Origin of the sequence: Neptunomonas japonica JAMM 1380, from assembly GCF_016592555.1 — a bacterium.
GTDB classification, from domain to species: Bacteria; Pseudomonadota; Gammaproteobacteria; order Pseudomonadales; family Balneatricaceae; genus Neptunomonas; species Neptunomonas japonica_A.
Genome location: NZ_AP014546.1, coordinates 341,526 through 360,330 on the forward strand (window position 1 = coordinate 341,526; position 18,805 = coordinate 360,330).

Annotated in this window: 21 protein-coding genes; 9 read left to right on the top strand and 12 right to left on the bottom strand. The window is 44.7% G+C overall.

Annotated features, from left to right (window positions below; translation table 11 throughout):
• Nucleotides 1-109 precede the first annotated feature (109 nt).
• The 6 genes from mmsA to NEJAP_RS01590 all read left to right on the top strand — a co-directional run bounded on the left by mmsA (nt 110) and on the right by NEJAP_RS01590 (nt 5,900).
• Nucleotides 110-1,648, top strand: a complete 1,539-nt coding sequence (mmsA, locus tag NEJAP_RS01565; RefSeq protein WP_201348985.1) for a CoA-acylating methylmalonate-semialdehyde dehydrogenase — start codon at nt 110-112, stop codon at nt 1,646-1,648.
• 189 nt (nt 1,649-1,837) lie between these two features.
• A complete protein-coding gene (locus tag NEJAP_RS01570; RefSeq protein ID WP_201348986.1) occupies nt 1,838-2,626 on the top strand; it encodes a putative hydro-lyase in 789 nt (262 codons plus the stop codon).
• A gap of 20 nt (nt 2,627-2,646) precedes the next feature.
• A complete protein-coding gene (locus NEJAP_RS01575) occupies nt 2,647-3,408 on the top strand; it encodes a 5-oxoprolinase subunit PxpA (protein ID WP_201348987.1) in 762 nt (253 codons plus the stop codon).
• Nucleotides 3,405-4,082: a 5-oxoprolinase subunit PxpB gene (pxpB, locus tag NEJAP_RS01580; protein ID WP_201348988.1), complete on the top strand. Its 678-nt coding sequence runs from the start codon at nt 3,405-3,407 to the stop codon at nt 4,080-4,082. The genes NEJAP_RS01575 and pxpB overlap by 4 nt, the downstream gene beginning before the upstream one ends.
• Entirely contained in the window at nt 4,079-5,017 is a 939-nt protein-coding gene (locus NEJAP_RS01585; protein WP_201348989.1) for a biotin-dependent carboxyltransferase family protein, read from the top strand. Before pxpB ends, NEJAP_RS01585 begins: the two co-directional genes overlap by 4 nt.
• A gap of 28 nt (nt 5,018-5,045) precedes the next feature.
• Nucleotides 5,046-5,900, top strand: a complete 855-nt coding sequence (locus tag NEJAP_RS01590) for a DUF4392 domain-containing protein (RefSeq protein ID WP_201348990.1) — start codon at nt 5,046-5,048, stop codon at nt 5,898-5,900.
• A gap of 21 nt (nt 5,901-5,921) precedes the next feature.
• On the opposite strand, the gene NEJAP_RS01595 is transcribed toward NEJAP_RS01590, so the two are convergent.
• The gene (locus NEJAP_RS01595; RefSeq protein WP_201348991.1) at nt 5,922-6,836 is read right to left on the bottom strand and encodes a LysR family transcriptional regulator; all 915 of its coding nucleotides are present in this window, start codon (nt 6,834-6,836) and stop codon (nt 5,922-5,924) included.
• 467 nt (nt 6,837-7,303) lie between these two features.
• Here NEJAP_RS01595 and NEJAP_RS01600 point away from each other — a divergent pair, with 467 nt between their 5' ends.
• The gene (locus tag NEJAP_RS01600; protein WP_201348992.1) at nt 7,304-8,170 is read left to right on the top strand and encodes an aminotransferase class IV; all 867 of its coding nucleotides are present in this window, start codon (nt 7,304-7,306) and stop codon (nt 8,168-8,170) included.
• A gap of 92 nt (nt 8,171-8,262) precedes the next feature.
• Here the strand turns inward: NEJAP_RS01600 and NEJAP_RS01605 are convergent, their stop codons facing one another.
• From NEJAP_RS01605 to NEJAP_RS01625, 5 genes are all read right to left on the bottom strand, one after another.
• Entirely contained in the window at nt 8,263-8,868 is a 606-nt protein-coding gene (locus tag NEJAP_RS01605; RefSeq protein WP_201348993.1) for a Yip1 family protein, read from the bottom strand.
• Between the two features lie 132 nt (nt 8,869-9,000).
• Entirely contained in the window at nt 9,001-9,930 is a 930-nt protein-coding gene (gene cyoE, locus NEJAP_RS01610) for a heme o synthase (protein WP_201348994.1), read from the bottom strand.
• Nucleotides 9,917-10,975: a COX15/CtaA family protein gene (locus NEJAP_RS01615; RefSeq protein ID WP_236591024.1), complete on the bottom strand. Its 1,059-nt coding sequence runs from the start codon at nt 10,973-10,975 to the stop codon at nt 9,917-9,919. Before NEJAP_RS01615 ends, cyoE begins: the two co-directional genes overlap by 14 nt.
• 15 nt (nt 10,976-10,990) lie before the next feature.
• Nucleotides 10,991-11,479, bottom strand: coding sequence for a hypothetical protein (locus NEJAP_RS01620; RefSeq protein WP_201348995.1), 489 nt, complete (start codon nt 11,477-11,479; stop codon nt 10,991-10,993).
• Entirely contained in the window at nt 11,476-12,210 is a 735-nt protein-coding gene (locus tag NEJAP_RS01625; RefSeq protein ID WP_201348996.1) for an SURF1 family protein, read from the bottom strand. Before NEJAP_RS01625 ends, NEJAP_RS01620 begins: the two co-directional genes overlap by 4 nt.
• Between NEJAP_RS01625 and NEJAP_RS01630 the strand changes: the two genes are divergently transcribed.
• On the top strand, nt 12,209-12,415 hold the full coding sequence (locus NEJAP_RS01630) for a DUF2909 family protein (protein ID WP_236591025.1): 207 nt from the start codon (nt 12,209-12,211) through the stop codon (nt 12,413-12,415). The genes NEJAP_RS01625 and NEJAP_RS01630 overlap by 2 nt on opposite strands.
• A gap of 23 nt (nt 12,416-12,438) precedes the next feature.
• Here NEJAP_RS01630 and NEJAP_RS01635 read toward each other — a convergent pair whose 3' ends face one another.
• From NEJAP_RS01635 to NEJAP_RS01660, 6 genes are all read right to left on the bottom strand, one after another.
• Complete coding sequence (locus NEJAP_RS01635) at nt 12,439-13,320, bottom strand: cytochrome c oxidase subunit 3 (protein ID WP_236591026.1); 882 nt, start codon at nt 13,318-13,320, stop codon at nt 12,439-12,441.
• A complete protein-coding gene (locus tag NEJAP_RS01640; RefSeq protein ID WP_201348998.1) occupies nt 13,317-13,919 on the bottom strand; it encodes a cytochrome c oxidase assembly protein in 603 nt (200 codons plus the stop codon). Before NEJAP_RS01640 ends, NEJAP_RS01635 begins: the two co-directional genes overlap by 4 nt.
• A gap of 8 nt (nt 13,920-13,927) precedes the next feature.
• Entirely contained in the window at nt 13,928-15,508 is a 1,581-nt protein-coding gene (ctaD, locus tag NEJAP_RS01645; RefSeq protein WP_028467865.1) for a cytochrome c oxidase subunit I, read from the bottom strand.
• Between the two features lie 10 nt (nt 15,509-15,518).
• Entirely contained in the window at nt 15,519-16,643 is a 1,125-nt protein-coding gene (gene coxB, locus NEJAP_RS01650) for a cytochrome c oxidase subunit II (RefSeq protein ID WP_201349000.1), read from the bottom strand.
• Nucleotides 16,644-16,960: 317 nt separating this feature from the next.
• A complete protein-coding gene (locus NEJAP_RS01655; protein WP_201349001.1) occupies nt 16,961-17,167 on the bottom strand; it encodes a DUF2970 domain-containing protein in 207 nt (68 codons plus the stop codon).
• Nucleotides 17,168-17,279: 112 nt separating this feature from the next.
• Nucleotides 17,280-18,164 (bottom strand): DMT family transporter, encoded by an 885-nt coding sequence (locus NEJAP_RS01660; RefSeq protein WP_236591027.1) that lies wholly within the window; start codon nt 18,162-18,164, stop codon nt 17,280-17,282.
• Between the two features lie 45 nt (nt 18,165-18,209).
• On the opposite strand from NEJAP_RS01660, the gene NEJAP_RS01665 reads away from it, so the two are divergent.
• Nucleotides 18,210-18,776 carry a DUF6942 family protein gene (locus NEJAP_RS01665; protein WP_201349002.1) on the top strand — a complete coding sequence of 189 codons (567 nt, stop codon included), beginning with the start codon at nt 18,210-18,212 and terminating at the stop codon, nt 18,774-18,776.
• Nucleotides 18,777-18,805: the final 29 nt, after the last annotated feature.

Sequence of the window (18,805 nt, forward strand, 5' to 3'; positions counted from 1 at the left end):
ATCATCCAATAGCCCCATACACTAGGGGTATTCTGAAATGGCGATACTATCGATGGTTGTTGAAAATACAGCCTCAGCTAGCTCGCTGAACGCATGAGGCTTGGTTACCATGAGTGCAACGACTCCCTATTACAAAATTCGTGATTTTATTAATGGCGAATGGATTGAAAATAATACACTTGAAACTGCACCACTTTACAACCCATCTACAGGGGCGGTACTGGGTGAAGTGCCTTTAGGTAACGAGGAGTCTTCTCGTGCAGCTACCGCTGCCGCTGCACAAGCTTACCCTGCATGGCGCGACACTCCGCTACCTAAGCGTATGGATTATATCTTTGCTATGCATTCAGCTATGGTCGAGCGCAAAGAAAGCCTTGCTCAAGCGATTGCTATTGATCAAGCAAAGCATATCGCAGAAGCTCGAGGCGAAGTGCAGCGCGTTATTGAAATTATACAGATGGCTTGTACTATCCCTGCTTTGATTCAGGGCGAAACAGTTCCTAGTATCGCTAACAATATCAGTGGTCGTATTATTAAGGCGCCAATGGGAGTCTTTTGTGGTGTTGCACCGTTTAATTTCCCTGCACTGGTATTTGGTTGGTTTATTCCGTTTGCTATCGGTGTTGGTAATACCTTTGTGTACAAGCCATCGACTGAGTCACCGTTGTTCATGCAAGGAATTATGGAGCTATTAACCTCTATTGGTTTGCCTCAAGGCGTGGTGAACATTGTGCACGGTGATCGTGAGGTTGTCGAAGCGTGGTATGACGATGAAAATGTAGCAGGTGTTTGTTTGGTTGGCTCGACACCGACGGCAAAAGCAATAGCGCAGGGGTGTGGGCGTAACGGTAAAAAAACGATGCTGCTCGGCGGTGCTAAGAACTTTTTGGCAGTGATGGATGATGCGCCGATGGACCTGTTAATTGAGAACGTTTTGATGTCAGGTTATGGCTCGGCTGGCCAGCGTTGCTTAGCGGTATCTAACATTGCCTGTGTTCCAGAGATTCACGATGAGTTTGTTACACGACTGTTAGCAGCTTCAGAAAATGTCACAGTAGGGGATGCTATGGATCCTGATGTTTTCATGGGACCTGTGATTTCTAAAGCGGCAAAAGAGCGTATCGAGAAATACATTCAAATTGGCCTAGATGAAGGCGCTACTCTTCTTTTGGATGGACGTAACCCTACAGTTTCTGCCGGCAATCAAGATGGCTATTACGTAGGCCCAACAATATTTACGGATGTAACACCTTGCATGCAGATCGCTAAAGAAGAGATCTTTGGGCCTGTACTAAGCATTATGAAAGTAGGTTGCATCGACGGTGCATTGCGAATGATTAAGAACCATCCGATGGGTAATGGTGCTTGTATCTTTACTCAAAATGCATACAACATTGAAAAATTTATCAATGAAGCTGATGTGGGTATGGTTGGCGTTAACGTAGGCATTTGTGCTCCTCATCCTTATATGCCATTTGGTGGTATCAAAGATTCATTGGTCGGTAACAACAAAGTACAGGGTAAAGAAGGCATAAACTTCTTTACGCAAAACAAAGTAGCTACTGTGCGTGTGGTTGACCCTAAAGAGGGGCAAGTTGCCGCGCCTGCATCAACAAACAGTGATGTTCGAAGTTGTGTTGCTAGTTAGTAATACTGTGTAGCCTCCATTGGCCGATCAATTGATCGGCCTTTTTTGTGTTCATAATTTGAAAAATCATCTGATAAATAAAATTGATCAGTTGTAACAATTATTTTTCATTAGACACGGAACTACTTTACAGAGCAAGCTATGGGTATCCGAAAGTAGTTTAAAAAGTAAACAGATTAGAGGCATGCTATGGACGTTAATATCTCTCCCTACGACCTTCGTCAGTTAATTCGCAGTGGTGAATTTACGGGTAATACCTCCGGTTATTCACAAGGATTTGTGCAGGGTAATTTGGCTATTATGCCAAAAGAGTGGGCGAACGATTTTTTACAGTTTTGTCAGTTAAACCCTAAGCCGTGTCCAGTTATTGGCATGTCCTCAAACCCTGGTGACTTCCTATTACCTGATCTGGGTAAAGACCTAGACATCCGTAGTGATATTCCGCGCTACCGCATTTATGAAAACGGCCAGCTTACTCAAGAAGTAACAGATGTCCGTGAATTTTGGCGTGATGATCTCGTCACTTTTCTTCTGGGTTGCTCTTTTTCATTTGAAGAATCATTGATTGCCGATGGTCTAGAAGTGCGCAATATCACCGAAGGTGTCAACGTGCCTATGTATCGCACTAATATTGACTGCCGTCCTGCAGGACGCTTCAGTGGCACGACAGTTGTGAGCATGCGACCAATGAAACCAAAAGATGCGATTCGTGCGATTCAGATCTGCACACGTTTCCCATCTGTACATGGCGCACCGCTACATTTTGGTAACCCTGCTGATATCGGTATCGATAATATTAACCAGCCTGATTTTGGGGATGCGGTAACGATCAAAGAAGGTGAAGTGCCAGTGTTTTGGGCATGTGGTGTTACGCCTCAAGTGGCGATAGAGCAAGCACGTCCATCTTTCTGTATTACTCATAGCCCTGGCCATATGTTGGTTACGGATATTCCTAACAGCCATCTGGCGATTATGTAATTTCTGCTGGGAGGTTGAAAATGTCTTTGAAATTGAACTGTGATTTAGGTGAAAGCTTCGGTTCTTGGAAAATGGGAATGGATGATGCGGTAATGCCGCATATTGATCAGGCTAATATTGCGTGTGGTTTTCATGCGGGAGATCCGCTTGTTATGCAAAAAACACTACAGCTTGCTAAAACGCATGGCGTCAGTATTGGTGCTCATCCGGGTTACCCCGACCTAGTAGGATTTGGACGTCGATCTGTTAAAGCCAGTGACGCTGAGATTCAAGCGCTGATGTTGTATCAGATTTCTGCTTTAGATGGCATGGCGGCATCCATGGGGTTGTCTTTGGCGTATGTGAAGCCACACGGTGCTTTATATAATGACATGATGGCTGACGAAGCGGTACGTAAAAGTATTATGCAAGCGGTTGCGAGTTATCATCGTCCCATCGTTTTGATGTTGCAGGGCACGCCTGACGCAGTAAAACACCGTGCTGAAGCAGCCCAATGGGGCTTGAATCTGTGGTTTGAAGCCTTCGCTGATCGTTGTTATGCCGATGATGGCAAGCTGCTATCACGTACAAAAGAAGGAGCGGTGCATAACCGAGAGAAAATGTTGGCGCAGGTTATACAGTTGGCTAATACCGGTACGGTTACCAGTGTCAGTGGTCATACCTTAAACCTGCATGCTGATACCTTATGTGTGCATGGTGATAATCTTGCCGGTGTGCAAGCTATCGAGGAGATTCGTCAATTGATCTCTGCAGATGGTGATTCTGGAACGACAGAAAAATGAATGTTGAAATTGCAGGCGAAAACTCCCTAATTATTTATTTTGGCGAAACCACTGATCCTCTTGTGTCGGCTCAAGTACAGCAAGCAGCGGCAAGGTTAGAGACAGTGATGGCAGATGCCTTGATAGATATGGTGCCTTCCTATGCATCGCTGTTGGTGATTTATGATCAGCATAAAACTGATCATTACGCAGTGCGCCGCCATATTCGTGAAACACTTGCGCAGCTTGGCCATACGGCGCAGCAAGCCGGGCAGGTTATCACCCTGCCTGTCTATTACAGTGCTGAATCAGGCCCTGATCTTGAGGCGTTGGCGGAGAATGCAAAGCTGACGGTCGCCGAAGTAATCAGAATCCATAGTGAGATGGAATACCGCGTGTATGCTATCGGCTTTGCGCCAGGCTTTGCTTATTTAGGTGAGGTTGATCCTCGTATTGCTGCTGCTCGTTTAAGTACGCCTCGCCTTAAGGTGCCTCGTGGTGCTGTGGCTATTGCTGACCGCCAGACGGCGGTATACCCCGCCGTATCTCCGGGCGGCTGGAACCTTATTGGATTGTGCCCAACGCGCATGTTTAATCCTGAAGCGGATCCTACCATGCCTGTTCAGGTCGGAGATCGAGTACGCTTTTCGCCGATTGAGCGCGCTGAGTTTTTAGCATTGGGAGGTGAGCTATGAGTGGTTTTTTAGTTAAGCAACCTGGTTTACTAACCCTTATCCAAGATGCCGGACGTTATGGCCAGCATCGCATCGGCTTGACGACCGGCGGGCCGCTGGATGGTGAAGCATTTAATTGGGCTAACCGTTTGTGCGGTAATGAACTAGATGCATCAGGTTTAGAAGTTAGTATTGGTGGGCTTGTGCTAGAGGCACAAGTTGATACTGCTTTGGCTGTTACTGGCGCAGATATGCCTTTCAAGATTAATGGTCAAGATGTGGCCCGTTGGTGTACTCACAAGGTAAAAGCAGGCGACAAAATAGAATTGGGGTTTGCTACTTCGGGCTCGCGTGCTTATTTGACGGTAGCAGGTGGCTTTAATGTTGACCAGAGCTTTTCCAGTACGGCAACTGTTACACGTGAAGCGGTCGGTGGATTGAGTGGCGATAAGCTAAAACAGGGCGATCTACTGCCTTGTCAGGCGCATTCACCTACTGAGCTTTGGGCACTGCCTGAATCTGAGCAACCTGATTATAACGCTGATGTCACTTTGCGAGTGATTCTAGGCTATCAGCATCAAACATTTGACAGTGTGCAGCAGCGTTTATTCTTTTCCAGTGAGTATGCGTTATCTAGCCGCGCTGACCGCATGGGTTTTCGTTTAGAGGGGCAGCCGGTAAAGTCTCAGCTTAACGGTATTCTTTCTGAAGGGATTTGCCATGGTGCTATTCAAATTCCTGCAGATGGGCAGCCTATTGTCCTCTTAAATGATCGCCAGACGATTGGCGGTTACCCAAAAATTGGTTCCGTTATTTCGCGTGATACTGCTCATCTATCACAAAGAATGCCGGGAGCGAAGATCCGTTTTGAAGAGATTAGCCTGGAGAAGGCTCATAACATCAATTGCTTGGCTCAACGACGGTTTATCAACATGTCGTTACAACAAATAGCCTGAGCTTGACCCTAATTCCGGAGAATAATAAATGACTAATCAATGTAGATTAAATGAAGCGGCTTTGAGCTTGCAAATTGAAGATGCGCTAGTAGCAAGAAACTTACGTGGCATGAAAACGGTACAACCTGCTTTGCAGACGGGGTATTACTTGCGTGCTGCGCGTATCCTTAATAAATGCAAAGGGCATGTGTTGATTGGTACTGGCTTTCCGGTGATTGATACCTTTGAAACCGATGGCCCTGTGGGTGCAATTGCCCTTTACAATGCGTTAGAAACGTTGGGAGCAACCCCTGTTATTGTGTGTGGCCCTCCTGTCTCTCAGGCATTGATGAAAAATTATCGCGTCCATGAAATCCGTGTCGGTGAGCACCAAGAGCGCATGTTAGAAGCGTTTAAAGCCTTGTACCACTTTCAGCCCGATGCTGTGCTGTCTATTGAGCGACCTGGGCAAGCAGCAGATGGCGGCTATTACAACATGCGTGGCGAAAGCATCAGTGAACGTACGGCGTGCTTTGATACATTTATCAACAATGCGAAGTGTCCAACAATTGGCATTGGTGATGGCGGTAATGAAATTGGTATGGGGAATATTACCGATGCATTGAAAGATTTAGATATTGTCTCGGCTACGACGCAAGTTGATGAGTTGTTGATTGCAGACGTCTCTAACTGGGGAGCCTATGGCATTATGGCTATGTTAAGTGTGATGAATAACATCGACTTGTTAGCAGCAGTTAAACCACGTGACATTTTAGAATATCTTTCTAGCCTTGGCAGTGTCGATGGTGTGACACGGCAAAACGAATTAACGGAAGACGGGTTAGACCCATGTGAAGGTGAAGCGGTGTTACAGCAGCTTCGCCAGATCATTGGTATGCAGTAATACTGTTTGTTATAGCTCTGCTTATTTCCCCGCGCTAAGGTTTCTCGCTTGCGCTGGGAACTGCATAATAGCCCGGCTGCTATCTGCTAGTAAGCTGGGTAATGTGCGGTCATCATCTAGTCGCCAGCTGTAGCAAAAAGCTAATTCTGGTGGATCTGTTTCGGTACTTAATGCGATAAGCTCTTTGTTTTGTATTGATTGCTCCACTAAAGGTCTTGGCAGCAGAGCGATACCTACACCTTGGCGGATAAGGTTGAGCATATTAGCAACGGAGCTACAGGTGTGGATGACGGGTTGCTCATCTAATGTGTTAAACAACTCTTGTAAGTAATGCCAAGGGCGGCTGTCTCGGGGAAAACTCAATATTGGCGATGTTGCTAGAGCTTGCGTCGTACAACTTTCTTTATCAGTGAGAGGGCTTTCGGGTGTGGCGACCCAGCATTGTGGATAACTACAAAGTGGGTCGATGACTAGGTTGGGCGGGATGCTTTGTTCGGCAACCATCAATGCGAAATCAATCTGATGATTTTGTAACTGGCGAATCAGCGTAGGGGTCACGTCACTGGTCAGTTCGAATGAGATCAGAGGGTGTAATTCTTGCCAATGTTTTAGTAATGCTGATAACCACAAGTGCGCTAGCGTATCAGCAATACCAATGCGTAATGTGCCTTTTTGTGGTTTATCGTGGCTGACTTGAGCTTTCATCTCTTGGCTAATAGCGATAAGTTTTTCTGCATAAGGTAAAAGCTGGCTCCCCCATGCCGTAATTTTTGTGCCGCTTTTATCACGAATAAACAGCTGGACACCTAGCTCTTCTTCCAGTGCAATGATGCGTGCGGAAATAGCGGGCTGGCTGGCATGCAGCTGCTGTGAAGCGGCATGAAAACTTCCAAGACGAGCTACTTTAATAAATGTAGAAAGGTTGCGTAGGCGCATAGAGTTTTTAAACACTGCAAGAAGATGAGTGCTGTAGAGTATATTGCTACAACAAGCGGTTTAATAGTGCTGAGGCTTATGGAATGTTTGTCAAGGTTTTCAATTCAGCTCTCTTTCACTTACTAGGATATTCTTGTTAGGATGGAGAATATTCTCTAATGATAATGAGAGTATTACGACTTTGGAGTGAGTTGATGAGCGGGTTTATTCTCTGTTCATAAATCTTTTTTTAGGCTTAAAGTCTGTTTTTTATTGTTTTTAGGTGTTTTTTGTTTAATTGGTTGGGTGCTTGCAAAGAATCCACTTTTCGTAATATAAACCGTCTTCAATTTTATTAATCAGTGAAGCAGTCTTGCTTTCAAGAACGTCTTCAACAAATACTCTGCAGACTTGGCAACTCTCATATTGGAACTGCCTTTCGTTCGTCCGCAAGTACCCATAGTAAGTACAATAAGAGGTAACTACATATGAGCATCGCATACTTAAACGGTGAATATCTTCCGTTAGAAGAGGCACGCATTTCACCGCTAGATCGCGGATTCTTGTTTGGTGATGGTATCTATGAAGTAATCCCATATTACAATGGCAAGTCTGTTGGTTTGGTTCCTCATATTGAGCGTATGATTGATGGCTTAGCGTCTGTTGAAATCAAATGCAAAAAATCTGCTGATGAATGGAAAGTTCTACTGGACGATCTGATTGCTCGTAACGAAGGCGCTACTAACAACTTGGGCGTGTATGTACATGTATCACGCGGCACAGATGTTAAGCGTTTTCATGCATACCCTGAAAATGTAGAACCAACCATCTTTTGTTTTACATTCGCTATTAAAGATCCTGAACCAGTTGATCGTGAAAAGGTACATGCCTACACGGTAACGACTTCAGAAGATCTTCGCTGGAAGAGATGTCATATCAAATCTACAGCGTTGTTGGGTAATGTTATGCATTTTCAACAAGGCCATGCATCAGGTAATAGTGAGTGCTTGTTGTATAATGCTAATAATGAATTAACTGAAGGCAGTTCTGTCAATGCTTACATCGTCAAAGACGGTGTAGTGATTACGCCTATCCAAGACAATCAGATTCTGCCGGGTATTACGCGTCGGATTATCATTGATAGCTTGGTTGCTGATGGCTCAATCAAGGTTGAAGAGCGTAATGTGACTATGGATGAAGTATACAGCGCTGATGAAGTTTGGATCAGTAGCTCTTCTAAAGAGATCGCTCCAATTACTCAGATTGATGGTAAGCCAGTAGGTAATGGAAAAGTAGGTCCTGTTTGGGAAGCTGCTTTTCGTATCTACACTGATGCTAAATTCACTCATAGCTAAGCGCATGTGAATTAAAAATGTGAGTTAAAAAAGCCCTGGTACTTATTAAGTATCCGGGGCTTTTTTGTTTTTAGCTTATCTAAAAAATACAGTTATCCCGAAATGTAGCTAAGCGGTATTACGGTGCTCCAGAGGATGACAGTAGTAACCATTAAACCTACCAGTACACATAAGCCAACAGTCAGAACTGAAGATGCAAACAAAAATGCACGGTCTTCAGATATCTGCATAATGATAGGAACGCCAGTATAGAGGAGGTAAATACTATAGGTAAGCGCTGCTAATACCACCATGACGTTTAACCATAGCATAGGGTAAAGTCCTGCAAGACCAGATAGAAACATAGGTGTTGCAGTAAAGGTAGTTAATAGTAAGCAATCCTCATAAGAGGCTTCTCCACCATAAGTTTTTTCCATCCAGCGTACTCCATAGGCAATGAGGCCAACTGCAACCCACATGGCAAAGTAGAAGGCGACTGCGGCCATCATCGCGCTGGAGGTTTGTAATTTAACAAACTCACCCCCTGCTATGCTCCAGCCTATCTGTGTTGTACCAATAAATAATGATATCGCTGGTATAGCAGCTAATATGCTGATTTGCGCCATGAATACATGCGTTGCAGAATAGTGTTCGTTTTTAATCATTCCCCACTCAGTTTTTGGGTGGTATAGAATGCCCATCATATGTTGAATAAACATGTGTATTCTCCCTTTGGCGTTATCGCCCGCCCGGGTGATACGCCTATCAGTTGCGTTTTCTCAATTGCAGTTTCCTTTATTACTACTTCAGGAATTTTTGATCCTTAAAATTCTATTTTGTGCCCGTTATTATCATGAAAAAAATGCATAGTAATGATCAATAAGTAATATAACGAATAACAGCATGATGTAAGTGATGCTGTATTTGAACATGCCCATAGCGACTTTTTTGTCGTCGCTGTTGTACACCCACCAAGCCCATTGCATAAACCTAATATTCAGTGCGACTACGCCTATTAAATAAAGCTCTCCACTCATTTTTGTAAGATAAGGGAAGGCAGTGGTAGCGACCATCAAGAGGGTATAGAGAATAATTTGTAACTTAGTAAAGGCTTCGCCATGGGTGACGGGAAGCATGGGAATGCCTGCTTTTTGATAATCTGCTTTGCGTGCAATACATAAAGCCCAAAAATGAGGAGGTGTCCAAGCAAAGATAATAAGCATCAATAATAGGCTATTGGGCTCGAGTACTCCTGTCACAGCAACCCAGCCAAGCAGAGGAGGGGCAGCACCAGCTACACCCCCAATCACAATGTTTTGCGGCGTAGCACGTTTTAACCACATTGAATAAATGACGGCATACCCGATAAGTGACGCCAGCGTTAGCCATGCAGTAAGCGCATTTACAAATATGACGAGTGACGCTATCCCTACTACCCCAATAAAAGCAGCAAACAACAGGGCTTGCTGGTGGGTGACCTTTCCTTGAGGGAGGGGGCGGTGGCGTGTCCTTGTCATTTTTTCGTCGATACGACTATCCACCACGTGATTAACCGCAGCTGCAGAGCATGAGGCTAAACCTATACCAATAAGACCCCAGAATAGCGTACTAAAAGCGGGTAGTTCTGGGACGGCTAAGCACATGCCAACCACCGCTGTTAACAGCATTACAGCGACTACTTTTAGTTTACAAAGGCCTAAGTAGTCACGCCAATGTGAAGTTGCTTCACTGCTGGGAGACTGAGTAATATGGTTAACCTGCTCTACGTTAGAGTGCTGCATAAGTAACTCCACTTGATGAGAATCGGGTGCTACGTTGGTAAAGCCACAACATGGCAAGTAATAAGCCTACGGCTCCTGCATGATGTGCTGTTGCTAGTGGTAGTGGTACAGCCCAGATGACGTTGGCAATGCCTAAACCTGCTTGTGTTATCGTCAATAGCAATACCAGTTGAACGGGGCGTTTAAATACACCTGAAAGTTTGTGTAGGTTCCAGCTAAGCCATAGAAGATAAGCTATTAGCAGTAACGCCATACCGCGATGTGTCATTTGAATGGCAGCACGTGCTTCTAGTGATAGCAAGCCGCCTTCATAATTTGCTTCAATGTCAGTTGAAAGCTCAAAGCCACGTACAAAATCCAGTGTAGTGTCTGCATTATGGTTACAAAGGATCCAGTCAGAGCATGCCCAGCCAGCGTAGTTAGCACTGGTCCAACCACCGAGTGCTAGTTGGATAAAAAGAAGAATGACACCGATTAAAATTTTAAAGCGTGTGATTGAAAATACTCGCAATGAATGGCTAGGATCAGTTTTTTTAGAAACTGTGGAGCATACAGCAGCTCTAATTCTTCGCAGTTTGGCTTGTAGTATGAAGAGCAACGTTAAGGTGAGAAGTCCTCCCAGTAAATGCAGCGTCACAATGGGAGGTAAAAGTTTCAGAGTAACTGTCCACATGCCGAACAGTGCTTGTATAGTGACTAAAACGAGTAATGCTAGGGGTAAATAACCTAGAGATAATTCGGTATTACGGTTTTTATAATTTAAGAGTGCGATGCCGAGTATGAGCAAGCCCAGAGTTCCTGCTGCATAACGATGAGTCATTTCCAACCAGCCCTTATAGGTATCAATGGGTTGGTTTGGAAAAGCGCTTTGTAGTTGCTGCAGCTGTATGGGCTCGCTGGGTAGTATTAGTGATCCATAACAGCCCGGCCAGTCAGGACAACCTAACCCTGCGTAATTTATGCGCGTCCAGCCGCCAAGCAATACTACCACTAGGGCAAGTAGTAGGGCTGAGTTGACTAGAATCGATAAATTACGTTGCATCATCTATATTCCTATTTTTTAGCCGATACGTGAGACTTTTAATAAGCGTTTTAAGTCTTTTAATAGATCTTTGGGTGTTTGTTCTAATGAGTATTGCAATACTAAGTTGCCATTGGGGTCTGCTAACCAAATGGCACTTTTCTGTTGGGTTAATGGCTCATTGCTTACTTGGTTTTGTTGTGTGTTTCCAGCCACCAATGCCCAGATAACTCTGTCCCTATCTTTACCTAGAGCTTGGTTCACCTGTGGGAGCTGTTGTTGCCAATAGGCACAACGGTCAGTGCAGGGTGCTGTGCTGATAAGGAGTAGTTGCCATTGACCATTAGCGTCGTGTTTTTTGCCTGTAGGGTCTATCAGCGCCCAGTCGCTTAATGTCACACCGGGAGGTAGCAATTCACCTCGTTGGCTGCTATTTGAGGGAGAGAATCCACTAAAGTAAAGGAAAACAGCTAATAACATAGGGCCTGCACCAAATAGCCAAATGAGCCAGAAACTAAGACGATTCATGCCATATTCTCCTTGTTAGTGAGCGTCTTTTTAGCCAGAACAGCACTACAAATTAACCAGGCAGCTGCTAATCCATACCATTGAACGGCATAACCAGTATGGCGTTGTGGAGGTAATACAACAGGCTCCCAAGTAAGTGTAAGTTCGGGTATTACCTGCTTTGTCGGACGGTATAACCAGTCAGAAACAGGCGTATTGAGGGCAACTGATATTTTATTCAGATCAAGGTGCTGAATTCGTTTGGGCCATCCTTGGGTCCAGTGGTCTTCGCCAAGCAATAAAGGCGCTGAAGGTTTGTCAGCATAAGCGATGATGCTAGGTATGGCATTGGGAAGAGATAAAGCCGGAAGCGTGCGTCTATCGTCCCCTGCTGCTAACCAGCCTAAGCTGATGAGCTGGGCTTTTTGGTTATTGGCCATTAAGGCTACGATGACCTCATAGCCTACTTGCCCCTGCCAGGTGCGATTATCTAGTAGGAAGTAATGTTTATTGAGCATGCCGCTGAGCTCAACTTTATCAAATAAACGAATGTTGGTGTTGTTGGCTTGCTTGGTTTCCCCGTAGGAAAACTGCAGCAAAAGCTGTTCTTTCTCAGCAGCTCGCTGTAGTTGCCAGTTGCCTAAAAAAATGAGTAACGAGCAGATAAACACCGCCTGCAGAGTGAGAATCCACTTGAATAGATTTCTCTGCCGGTTTTTACTGTTAATGTATCTGCATTGGAGGTCACTCATGATTAAGTTCCTACTTCTGCTACTATTTATTGGGGCCGTTGTTAGTTTATTTGGCGGCCTGTTCTTCCTTATTCGGGATCGAGGTTCTTCCCGTCGTATTGTCTATTCCTTGTACCTACGTGTACTGTTTTGCGTGTTGTTGTTCGTACTGCTTCTATACGGATTTTTTAGTGGCCAATTGGTTTCTCATGCTCCTTGGCTTTAATGTGAATTTAGTTATTCAGATTATTAAAATACATAAACAAACAGAAACAAACCTACCCAAACCACATCAACAAAGTGCCAGTACCAGGCGACTGCTTCGTATCCAAAGTGACTATCCGGTGTGAAGTGGCCTTTGAGCACTCGCAACCAAATGATAATCAACATGAGTGTGCCTAACGTGACATGTAGTCCATGAAAACCGGTCAATATAAAGAAGGTGGCGCCGTAAATGCCTGAGTGTAGAGTGAGTCCAAGCTCTTGATAGGCTTCTATATATTCGGTGGCTTGGAAGAATAGAAAAATTATTCCTAAAATAATCGTTACGCCATGCCAGAGGATAAGCGCTGAGCGGCGTTGTGCTTTTAAAGCATGATGTGCCAGTGTAATAGTGAAGCTAGATGAGATAAGAATAGCGGTATTAAGGAGAGGCAAGTGCCAAGGGTCGATAACTGCGCTAGCCCCTGGGAACTGCTCCATATCAGGCGTGGTGAGTAATGGCCATTGTGCTTCAAACCCCTGCCACAGCATATTGCTGACGCCTTTCTCGCCTTCCCCTCCTAACCATGGAACAGCAAGTGTGCGTACATAAAAAAGGGCACCGAAAAAGGCGACAAAGAACATGATTTCAGAAAAGATAAACCAGCTCATGCCCCATCGAAAAGACAGGTCTGCCTGAGGGCTGAATTTTCCGTCGATACTTTCATTAATGACATGTCTAAACCAGCCGATGAGTATTAAGCTCATCATGAAAGCACCTGCTAAAAGCAAAAGTAAGCCCGTATCTCCTGTTTGCGTTTTCAGCCCATTAATCAAGGTGCCAGCACCATAAGCCAACAAGAATAGGGCAATTGAGGCCAGAATCGGCCAGCGACTTTGCGCGGGAACATAATAAGTCTCATGGCTCATAATGTGTGCCTCCCTGTACTATTAGGTAGAGATGGGTTAGACGGGATGTTGTTTGCAGCTATTTGTGTCGTGGTGATATCAAAGAGCGTGTAGGATAAAGTGACAGTGCTTATGTGGTCGGGAAGCTTTGGGTCGATGACAAATACCAGTGGCATCTCTTTTGTTTCTAAGCTGTTCAATGGTTGTCTATCAAAACAAAAGCAATTCACTTTATGCAGGTACTGCGCCGCTTCTGAAGGAGATACCGAAGGAATTGCCTGGGCTACCATCCTTTGTGTTGTGGGGTTATGTGCTAAATAAGCGGCATGTTTACTTTCACCCGGGTATACCTTCACAACAGGGGACAGCGCGCGAAAAGCCCACGGCATTGACTCATTATTAACCGCGATCATTTGTACGCGGACAATCCTGCTTTTATCACTACCTGCAGGTGCCACAGGGCCGGTACTCGTTACTTTGCCGTTCAGTCCAGTGATGCGACAAAAAACATCATAAAGTGGCACCAATGCAAAGCCAAAACCAAACATCAGAACGCAGCTAAATAGCAATGTGCGTACGATTGATCTGTTTTTTTGTTGAGTTGAGTTTATAGGCTTCATGAGAACACCTACTTCACTTCAGGTGGTGTTGTGAAAGTGTGATAAGGCGCTGGTGAAGGAATGGTCCATTCTAATCCCTCTGGTTCATCCCACACTTCAGGTGTGGCAGGGCTGCCACCTCGGATGGTTTTGATGATTAAAACAAGAAAAATAAGTTGTGAAAAACCAAAAATGAAAGCACCGATAGAAGCGACCATATTGAAGTCAGCAAACTGCAATGCGTAATCAGGTATACGACGTGGCATGCCAGCTAAGCCGATAAAGTGCATAGGGAAAAACGTCAGGTTTACACCGACAAAGCTACACCAGAAATGCACTTTACCCATAGTCTCGGGGTAGTAATGCCCAGTCCACTTAGGTAACCAGTAATACACACCCGCCATAATGGCAAATACTGCCCCGGGAACTAAAACGTAATGAAAATGTGCAACGACAAAGTAGGTGTCATGATATTGGAAATCGGCGGGAGCAATTGCCAGCATTAATCCAGAAAATCCACCGATAGTGAAAAGCACCACAAACGCGACAGCAAATAGCATGGGTGTTTCAAAGGTCATAGAACCCCTGAACATGGTGGCAACCCAGTTAAAAACTTTAACACCCGTCGGAACGGCAATGAGCATAGTGGCGTACATAAAGAATAGCTCTCCCATTAATGGCAGGCCGACCGTGAACATATGATGAGCCCACACGATAAAGGAAAGAAATGCGATAGATGATGTGGCATAAACCATGGAGCTATAACCAAATAGCCGCTTGCGAGCAAAGGTGGGGATAATCTCACTTACAATCCCAAAGGCCGGTAGGATCATGATGTAAACTTCGGGGTGCCCAAAGAACCAGAATACGTGCTGGAATAGCACGGGGTCACCACCACCGGCCGCATTGAAAAAGCTGGTGCCAAAATGAATATCCATCAACATCATGGTAACTACACCTGCCAATACAGGCATAACAGCGATCAGTAAAAAAGCAGTGATTAGCCATGTCCATACAAATAATGGAAGCTTCATCATTGTCATGCCAGGGGCACGCATATTTAAAATGGTCGCGATGATATTGATCGCACCCATAATGGAGCTAATTCCCATCATATGGACGGCGAAAATAAAGTAGGTAACGCTTGGAGGGGCGTAAGTTGTGGAAAGTGGAGCATAAAATGTCCAGCCAAAGTTAGGAGCACCACCGTCCATAAAGAGTGTGCTGAGCATCATGGCAAACGCAAATGGTAAGATCCAAAAACTCCAGTTGTTCATGCGAGGCAACGCCATATCGGGAGCCCCAACCATCATAGGTAGCATCCAATTAGCTAAGCCAACAAAGGCGGGCATAACAGCACCAAATACCATGATTAGCCCATGCATGGTGGTCATTTGGTTAAAAAAGTCGGGTTGTATCAACTGTAAGCCGGGTTGGAAGAGCTCTGCTCGAATCATCAGTGCCATACAGCCACCGGTCAGAAACATAGCAAAACTGAACCATAAATAGAGGGTGCCTATATCTTTATGGTTGGTAGTATAAAACCAGCGACTTATTCCTGCTGCTGGGCCGTGATGCTCTGTATGTTCAACCTTTGTCATGGTATTCATCATCAGCCTCCTATTGCTTCGCCGCTACTTTAAGTTTATCGATGGCGACAGGCTCTACCTTATCGCCCATATTGTTGCCCCATGCATTTCGCTCATAGGTTATGACCGCAGCTAGATCAACGGCACTTAGCTGCTCGCGGAACGCCTGCATAGCGGACCCCGTTTTTCCGTTTAGTACAATGTCGATGTGTTGATTGATATCGCCGGTGGCTATAGGGCTATTTTTTAGGCCTGGGAAAACATTAGGAATACCTTCACCGTTAGCTTGGTGACAAGCCGCGCAGCTTGTTTGATAGACGGCCTCACCTTTAGTCATCAGCTCTTCCATGCTGATACTTTGTTTCGCTGATGCGATCTCTTGTGCTTTGATATTTTTTTGTTGTGCTACCCAAAGCTCATATTCTGCTTGAGGGCGAACATCCACGACTACGGGCATAAAGCCATGATTTTTACCGCACAGTTCAGTGCACTGGCCGCGATAGATGCCAGGTTCGGGGACATTAGTCCAAGATTCATTTATAAAACCGGGGATCGCATCTTTTTTGACGGCAAAATCAGGTACCCACCAACTATGAATAACATCAACGGAGGTTATTAAAAAACGTACTTTTTTCCCGGCAGGAATAACCAGAGGATTATCAACTTCAAGAAGGTAGTTTTCTCCTTTCTCTTCCTCGTTGTTGATTTGTTCAAGTGGTGTTGTCGTATTCGAGAAAAAGTCGATATCTTCGCCAAGGTATTGGTAACGCCACTTCCACTGGTAGCCGGTAACCTGAATATCGATATCTGCATCAGAGGGGTCGTACATTTTGACTAGGGTTGCTGTCGCAGGAATTGCCATGGCGATGAGAATGGCAAAGGGGACGAGTGTCCATATAATTTCAACGAAAGTATTTTCATGAAAGTGGTGAGCTTTTGCGCCCCGGGATTGGCGATGGTGGAATATTGACCAGAACATTACGCCAAATACGACGACGCCGATGGCGACACAGATCCAGAAAATAATCATGTGCAAGTCGAAGACAGACTGACTGATTTCAGTCACGCCACGAGGCATATTGAGTGCCCACTCCGCGCGGGCATGTGAAACGCTACTCATTGATATAAGTAACGTTATAAGTCTGGTCACTTTCATCACAGGCTCCCCCTTATCGGGTATCGTCCTGTTCGAAATCTGTCCACTAGGGGCGCTGTAAAACAACGTTTAGGCGGTAAAATTTACATAGTCTCAGCCTTAGCGCTGTAACTTCTGCAACGTCTGTAGTGACGGGTTTCAATCAGGTTTGATGACCCGAGTTCCATCCCATCTTTTGTTATTATCCGTCCGTTTATGAGACTAAGTATAGCAGTGGAATATTGATATAAGTCAATATAATAAATGTTTAATTTTTTATATGTTGTAAATGTGCTTTTAAATGTGGATTAAAATCGTGAAAATGTTACTAAAATCTATTAAGCGCCAGCGAGAGATAAAGCCCACTGGGTGAGTAGCATAACTGCTACTATAAATACGATCAGAGAAATAATACCGAGTAGAACATAAGGCCATAAGCTTCCGCTGGTAAAATCTCGTTCTCTGTTTTGCTCTGATTGAACGCCAAACATGGCGGCAATTACGCTTAAAATCATTTGCCACAAGGTGGGTTGTTGGCCTGACATAGAAACCTCCATGTGCGAATAGGCGAGCCTATTCGCAGAGAGTTTTCTTTTAGATATTACGCTTTTTTTGAGTGGCAGCGTATCGATCTTAGAAAAATTTGAAGTGATATGTTTATTTGGGCAAGGAGTTTCGTCTTTTCTTTAACTCATAAAGTGCGGCTAATGAGTTAGAAAAAATAGCCGTTAAAATGATGGCTCCACCTATGAAGGTACGTTCAGGGGTTTCTTCTCCAACGGCAAGCCAGACCCAAACAGGCCCCAGAATCGTTTCAATTAATAGAAATAAGCTAACTTCCGCAGAGGGGATATAACGTGGTGCGCGCATTAATAGCCATGTAGCGAGAGGCATTTGAACCAGCCCCATAATGGATAACCATAAATAGCTTTGTATAGGCAACGACAATGGTGATGCGTGTGGAATGGCTAAGAGGCCCGCGACAATACCGGACACAGCAATGATGGGTAATAACGGCAGCTTAGAAAAGTGTCTCAGTAGTGTGAGTACTGCTCCCATCGAGATAGCTAAGCATAGTGCTGCAATATCGCCTTGCCAGTGGTTTCCGTTAAAAGAACCCGCAAAGATAGTGACAACCCCAGTAAAGGCGAGGACTATAGCGAACAATACGCGAAGCTTAATCGGCTCATAGAGGAACATTCGAGAGAAAATAGCGGCAAAAAGCGGCGAGCTAGCAAGAATAACAACCGTGTTGGCCGTGCTTGTGTGTCCTATGGAGTAAACAAAAAGTACGGTATTAACGCCGTATAGTACGGCAATAATAGCGGCAGCAATCCAGTTTTTTCGGCTGTCAGGCAAATGGCTTTTTTGCCGGTTGAACAGCATTAGTGCACTGAAGGCTAAACAGATTAACCAGCCACGCCAAAAAACAACATCCCAAGATGTGGCTTCAGTAAGCCTGATGAGCATAGCATCAAAACTGAGAACTAATGCGCCAATAGCGGCAATTTGAACGCCTGTTGTGTGAGGTGTCTGCGTCAAAATGTAACCCTAATACTATTACAAAAATAGGGAGAGTAGCTGAGTATGAATCTAGATACTAGCCATGAAAAAGCATCTATTGAGCGCTTGCTAGGGGCACAACGTTCAGATGTAGTACTGTATATTGAAAACACTCCGACGTTTCCAAAAGAGATGAGAGTTAATGGACCTATCTCTATTCCAGTGTTGGTGGACTTAAATGGCAATCATTGGCGTAAAATATTTACGATTTTTGCCAAGCTGACAGCTCCTGATGATAACTGGAGAGGATACCGAGATAGATGCTTGCTAACAAAAAATGAAGCAATCTGCTTCACTGGCCAGCGCCAAGAAAATGCTCAAGTACATATCGTGTCAGGTAAATCTTGTTGGGAAAGAATGGGGTTTGATATGGGTGAGTTTATGCCCTTAGATCCACTGCAGCGCTTATGGGTGAAAGATGATGTTTTATGTTCGCCTTATTTTGATTACCGGCAGTTCCCCAACGCATTGATTGTAATAGCGCGCGAGTGGATACAAGCGAGAAGGCTACTTATTAAAGACGGGCTAAGACAAGAAATGGACTGCGCTTTCATATGTAAAAAGCCACTTCCAGTTACTAGAAATAAGTAACTCAGAAGTGGCTTTTTGTAACTGAATAT

Excerpts from the sequence above, each read along its gene's own strand:
- pxpB (WP_201348988.1), top strand. The coding sequence starts at position 3,405 with ATGAATGTTGAAATTGCAGGCGAAAACTCCCTAATTATTTATTTTGGC.
- NEJAP_RS01570 (WP_201348986.1), top strand. The coding sequence starts at position 1,838 with ATGGACGTTAATATCTCTCCCTACGACCTTCGTCAGTTAATTCGCAGT.
- NEJAP_RS01665 (WP_201349002.1), top strand. The coding sequence starts at position 18,210 with ATGAATCTAGATACTAGCCATGAAAAAGCATCTATTGAGCGCTTGCTA.
- NEJAP_RS01655 (WP_201349001.1), bottom strand. The coding sequence starts at position 17,167 with ATGTCAGGCCAACAACCCACCTTGTGGCAAATGATTTTAAGCGTAATT.
- NEJAP_RS01590 (WP_201348990.1), top strand. The coding sequence starts at position 5,046 with ATGACTAATCAATGTAGATTAAATGAAGCGGCTTTGAGCTTGCAAATT.
- coxB (WP_201349000.1), bottom strand. The coding sequence starts at position 16,643 with ATGAAAGTGACCAGACTTATAACGTTACTTATATCAATGAGTAGCGTT.
- NEJAP_RS01620 (WP_201348995.1), bottom strand. The coding sequence starts at position 11,479 with ATGAATCGTCTTAGTTTCTGGCTCATTTGGCTATTTGGTGCAGGCCCT.
- NEJAP_RS01600 (WP_201348992.1), top strand. The coding sequence starts at position 7,304 with ATGAGCATCGCATACTTAAACGGTGAATATCTTCCGTTAGAAGAGGCA.
- NEJAP_RS01635 (WP_236591026.1), bottom strand. The coding sequence starts at position 13,320 with ATGAGCCATGAGACTTATTATGTTCCCGCGCAAAGTCGCTGGCCGATT.
- NEJAP_RS01630 (WP_236591025.1), top strand. The coding sequence starts at position 12,209 with ATGATTAAGTTCCTACTTCTGCTACTATTTATTGGGGCCGTTGTTAGT.
- NEJAP_RS01575 (WP_201348987.1), top strand. The coding sequence starts at position 2,647 with ATGTCTTTGAAATTGAACTGTGATTTAGGTGAAAGCTTCGGTTCTTGG.
- mmsA (WP_201348985.1), top strand. The coding sequence starts at position 110 with ATGAGTGCAACGACTCCCTATTACAAAATTCGTGATTTTATTAATGGC.
- NEJAP_RS01595 (WP_201348991.1), bottom strand. The coding sequence starts at position 6,836 with ATGCGCCTACGCAACCTTTCTACATTTATTAAAGTAGCTCGTCTTGGA.
- NEJAP_RS01615 (WP_236591024.1), bottom strand. The coding sequence starts at position 10,975 with ATGATGCAACGTAATTTATCGATTCTAGTCAACTCAGCCCTACTACTT.
- NEJAP_RS01585 (WP_201348989.1), top strand. The coding sequence starts at position 4,079 with ATGAGTGGTTTTTTAGTTAAGCAACCTGGTTTACTAACCCTTATCCAA.
- NEJAP_RS01605 (WP_201348993.1), bottom strand. The coding sequence starts at position 8,868 with ATGTTTATTCAACATATGATGGGCATTCTATACCACCCAAAAACTGAG.
- cyoE (WP_201348994.1), bottom strand. The coding sequence starts at position 9,930 with ATGCAGCACTCTAACGTAGAGCAGGTTAACCATATTACTCAGTCTCCC.
- NEJAP_RS01625 (WP_201348996.1), bottom strand. The coding sequence starts at position 12,210 with ATGAGTGACCTCCAATGCAGATACATTAACAGTAAAAACCGGCAGAGA.
- ctaD (WP_028467865.1), bottom strand. The coding sequence starts at position 15,508 with ATGAATACCATGACAAAGGTTGAACATACAGAGCATCACGGCCCAGCA.
- NEJAP_RS01640 (WP_201348998.1), bottom strand. The coding sequence starts at position 13,919 with ATGAAGCCTATAAACTCAACTCAACAAAAAAACAGATCAATCGTACGC.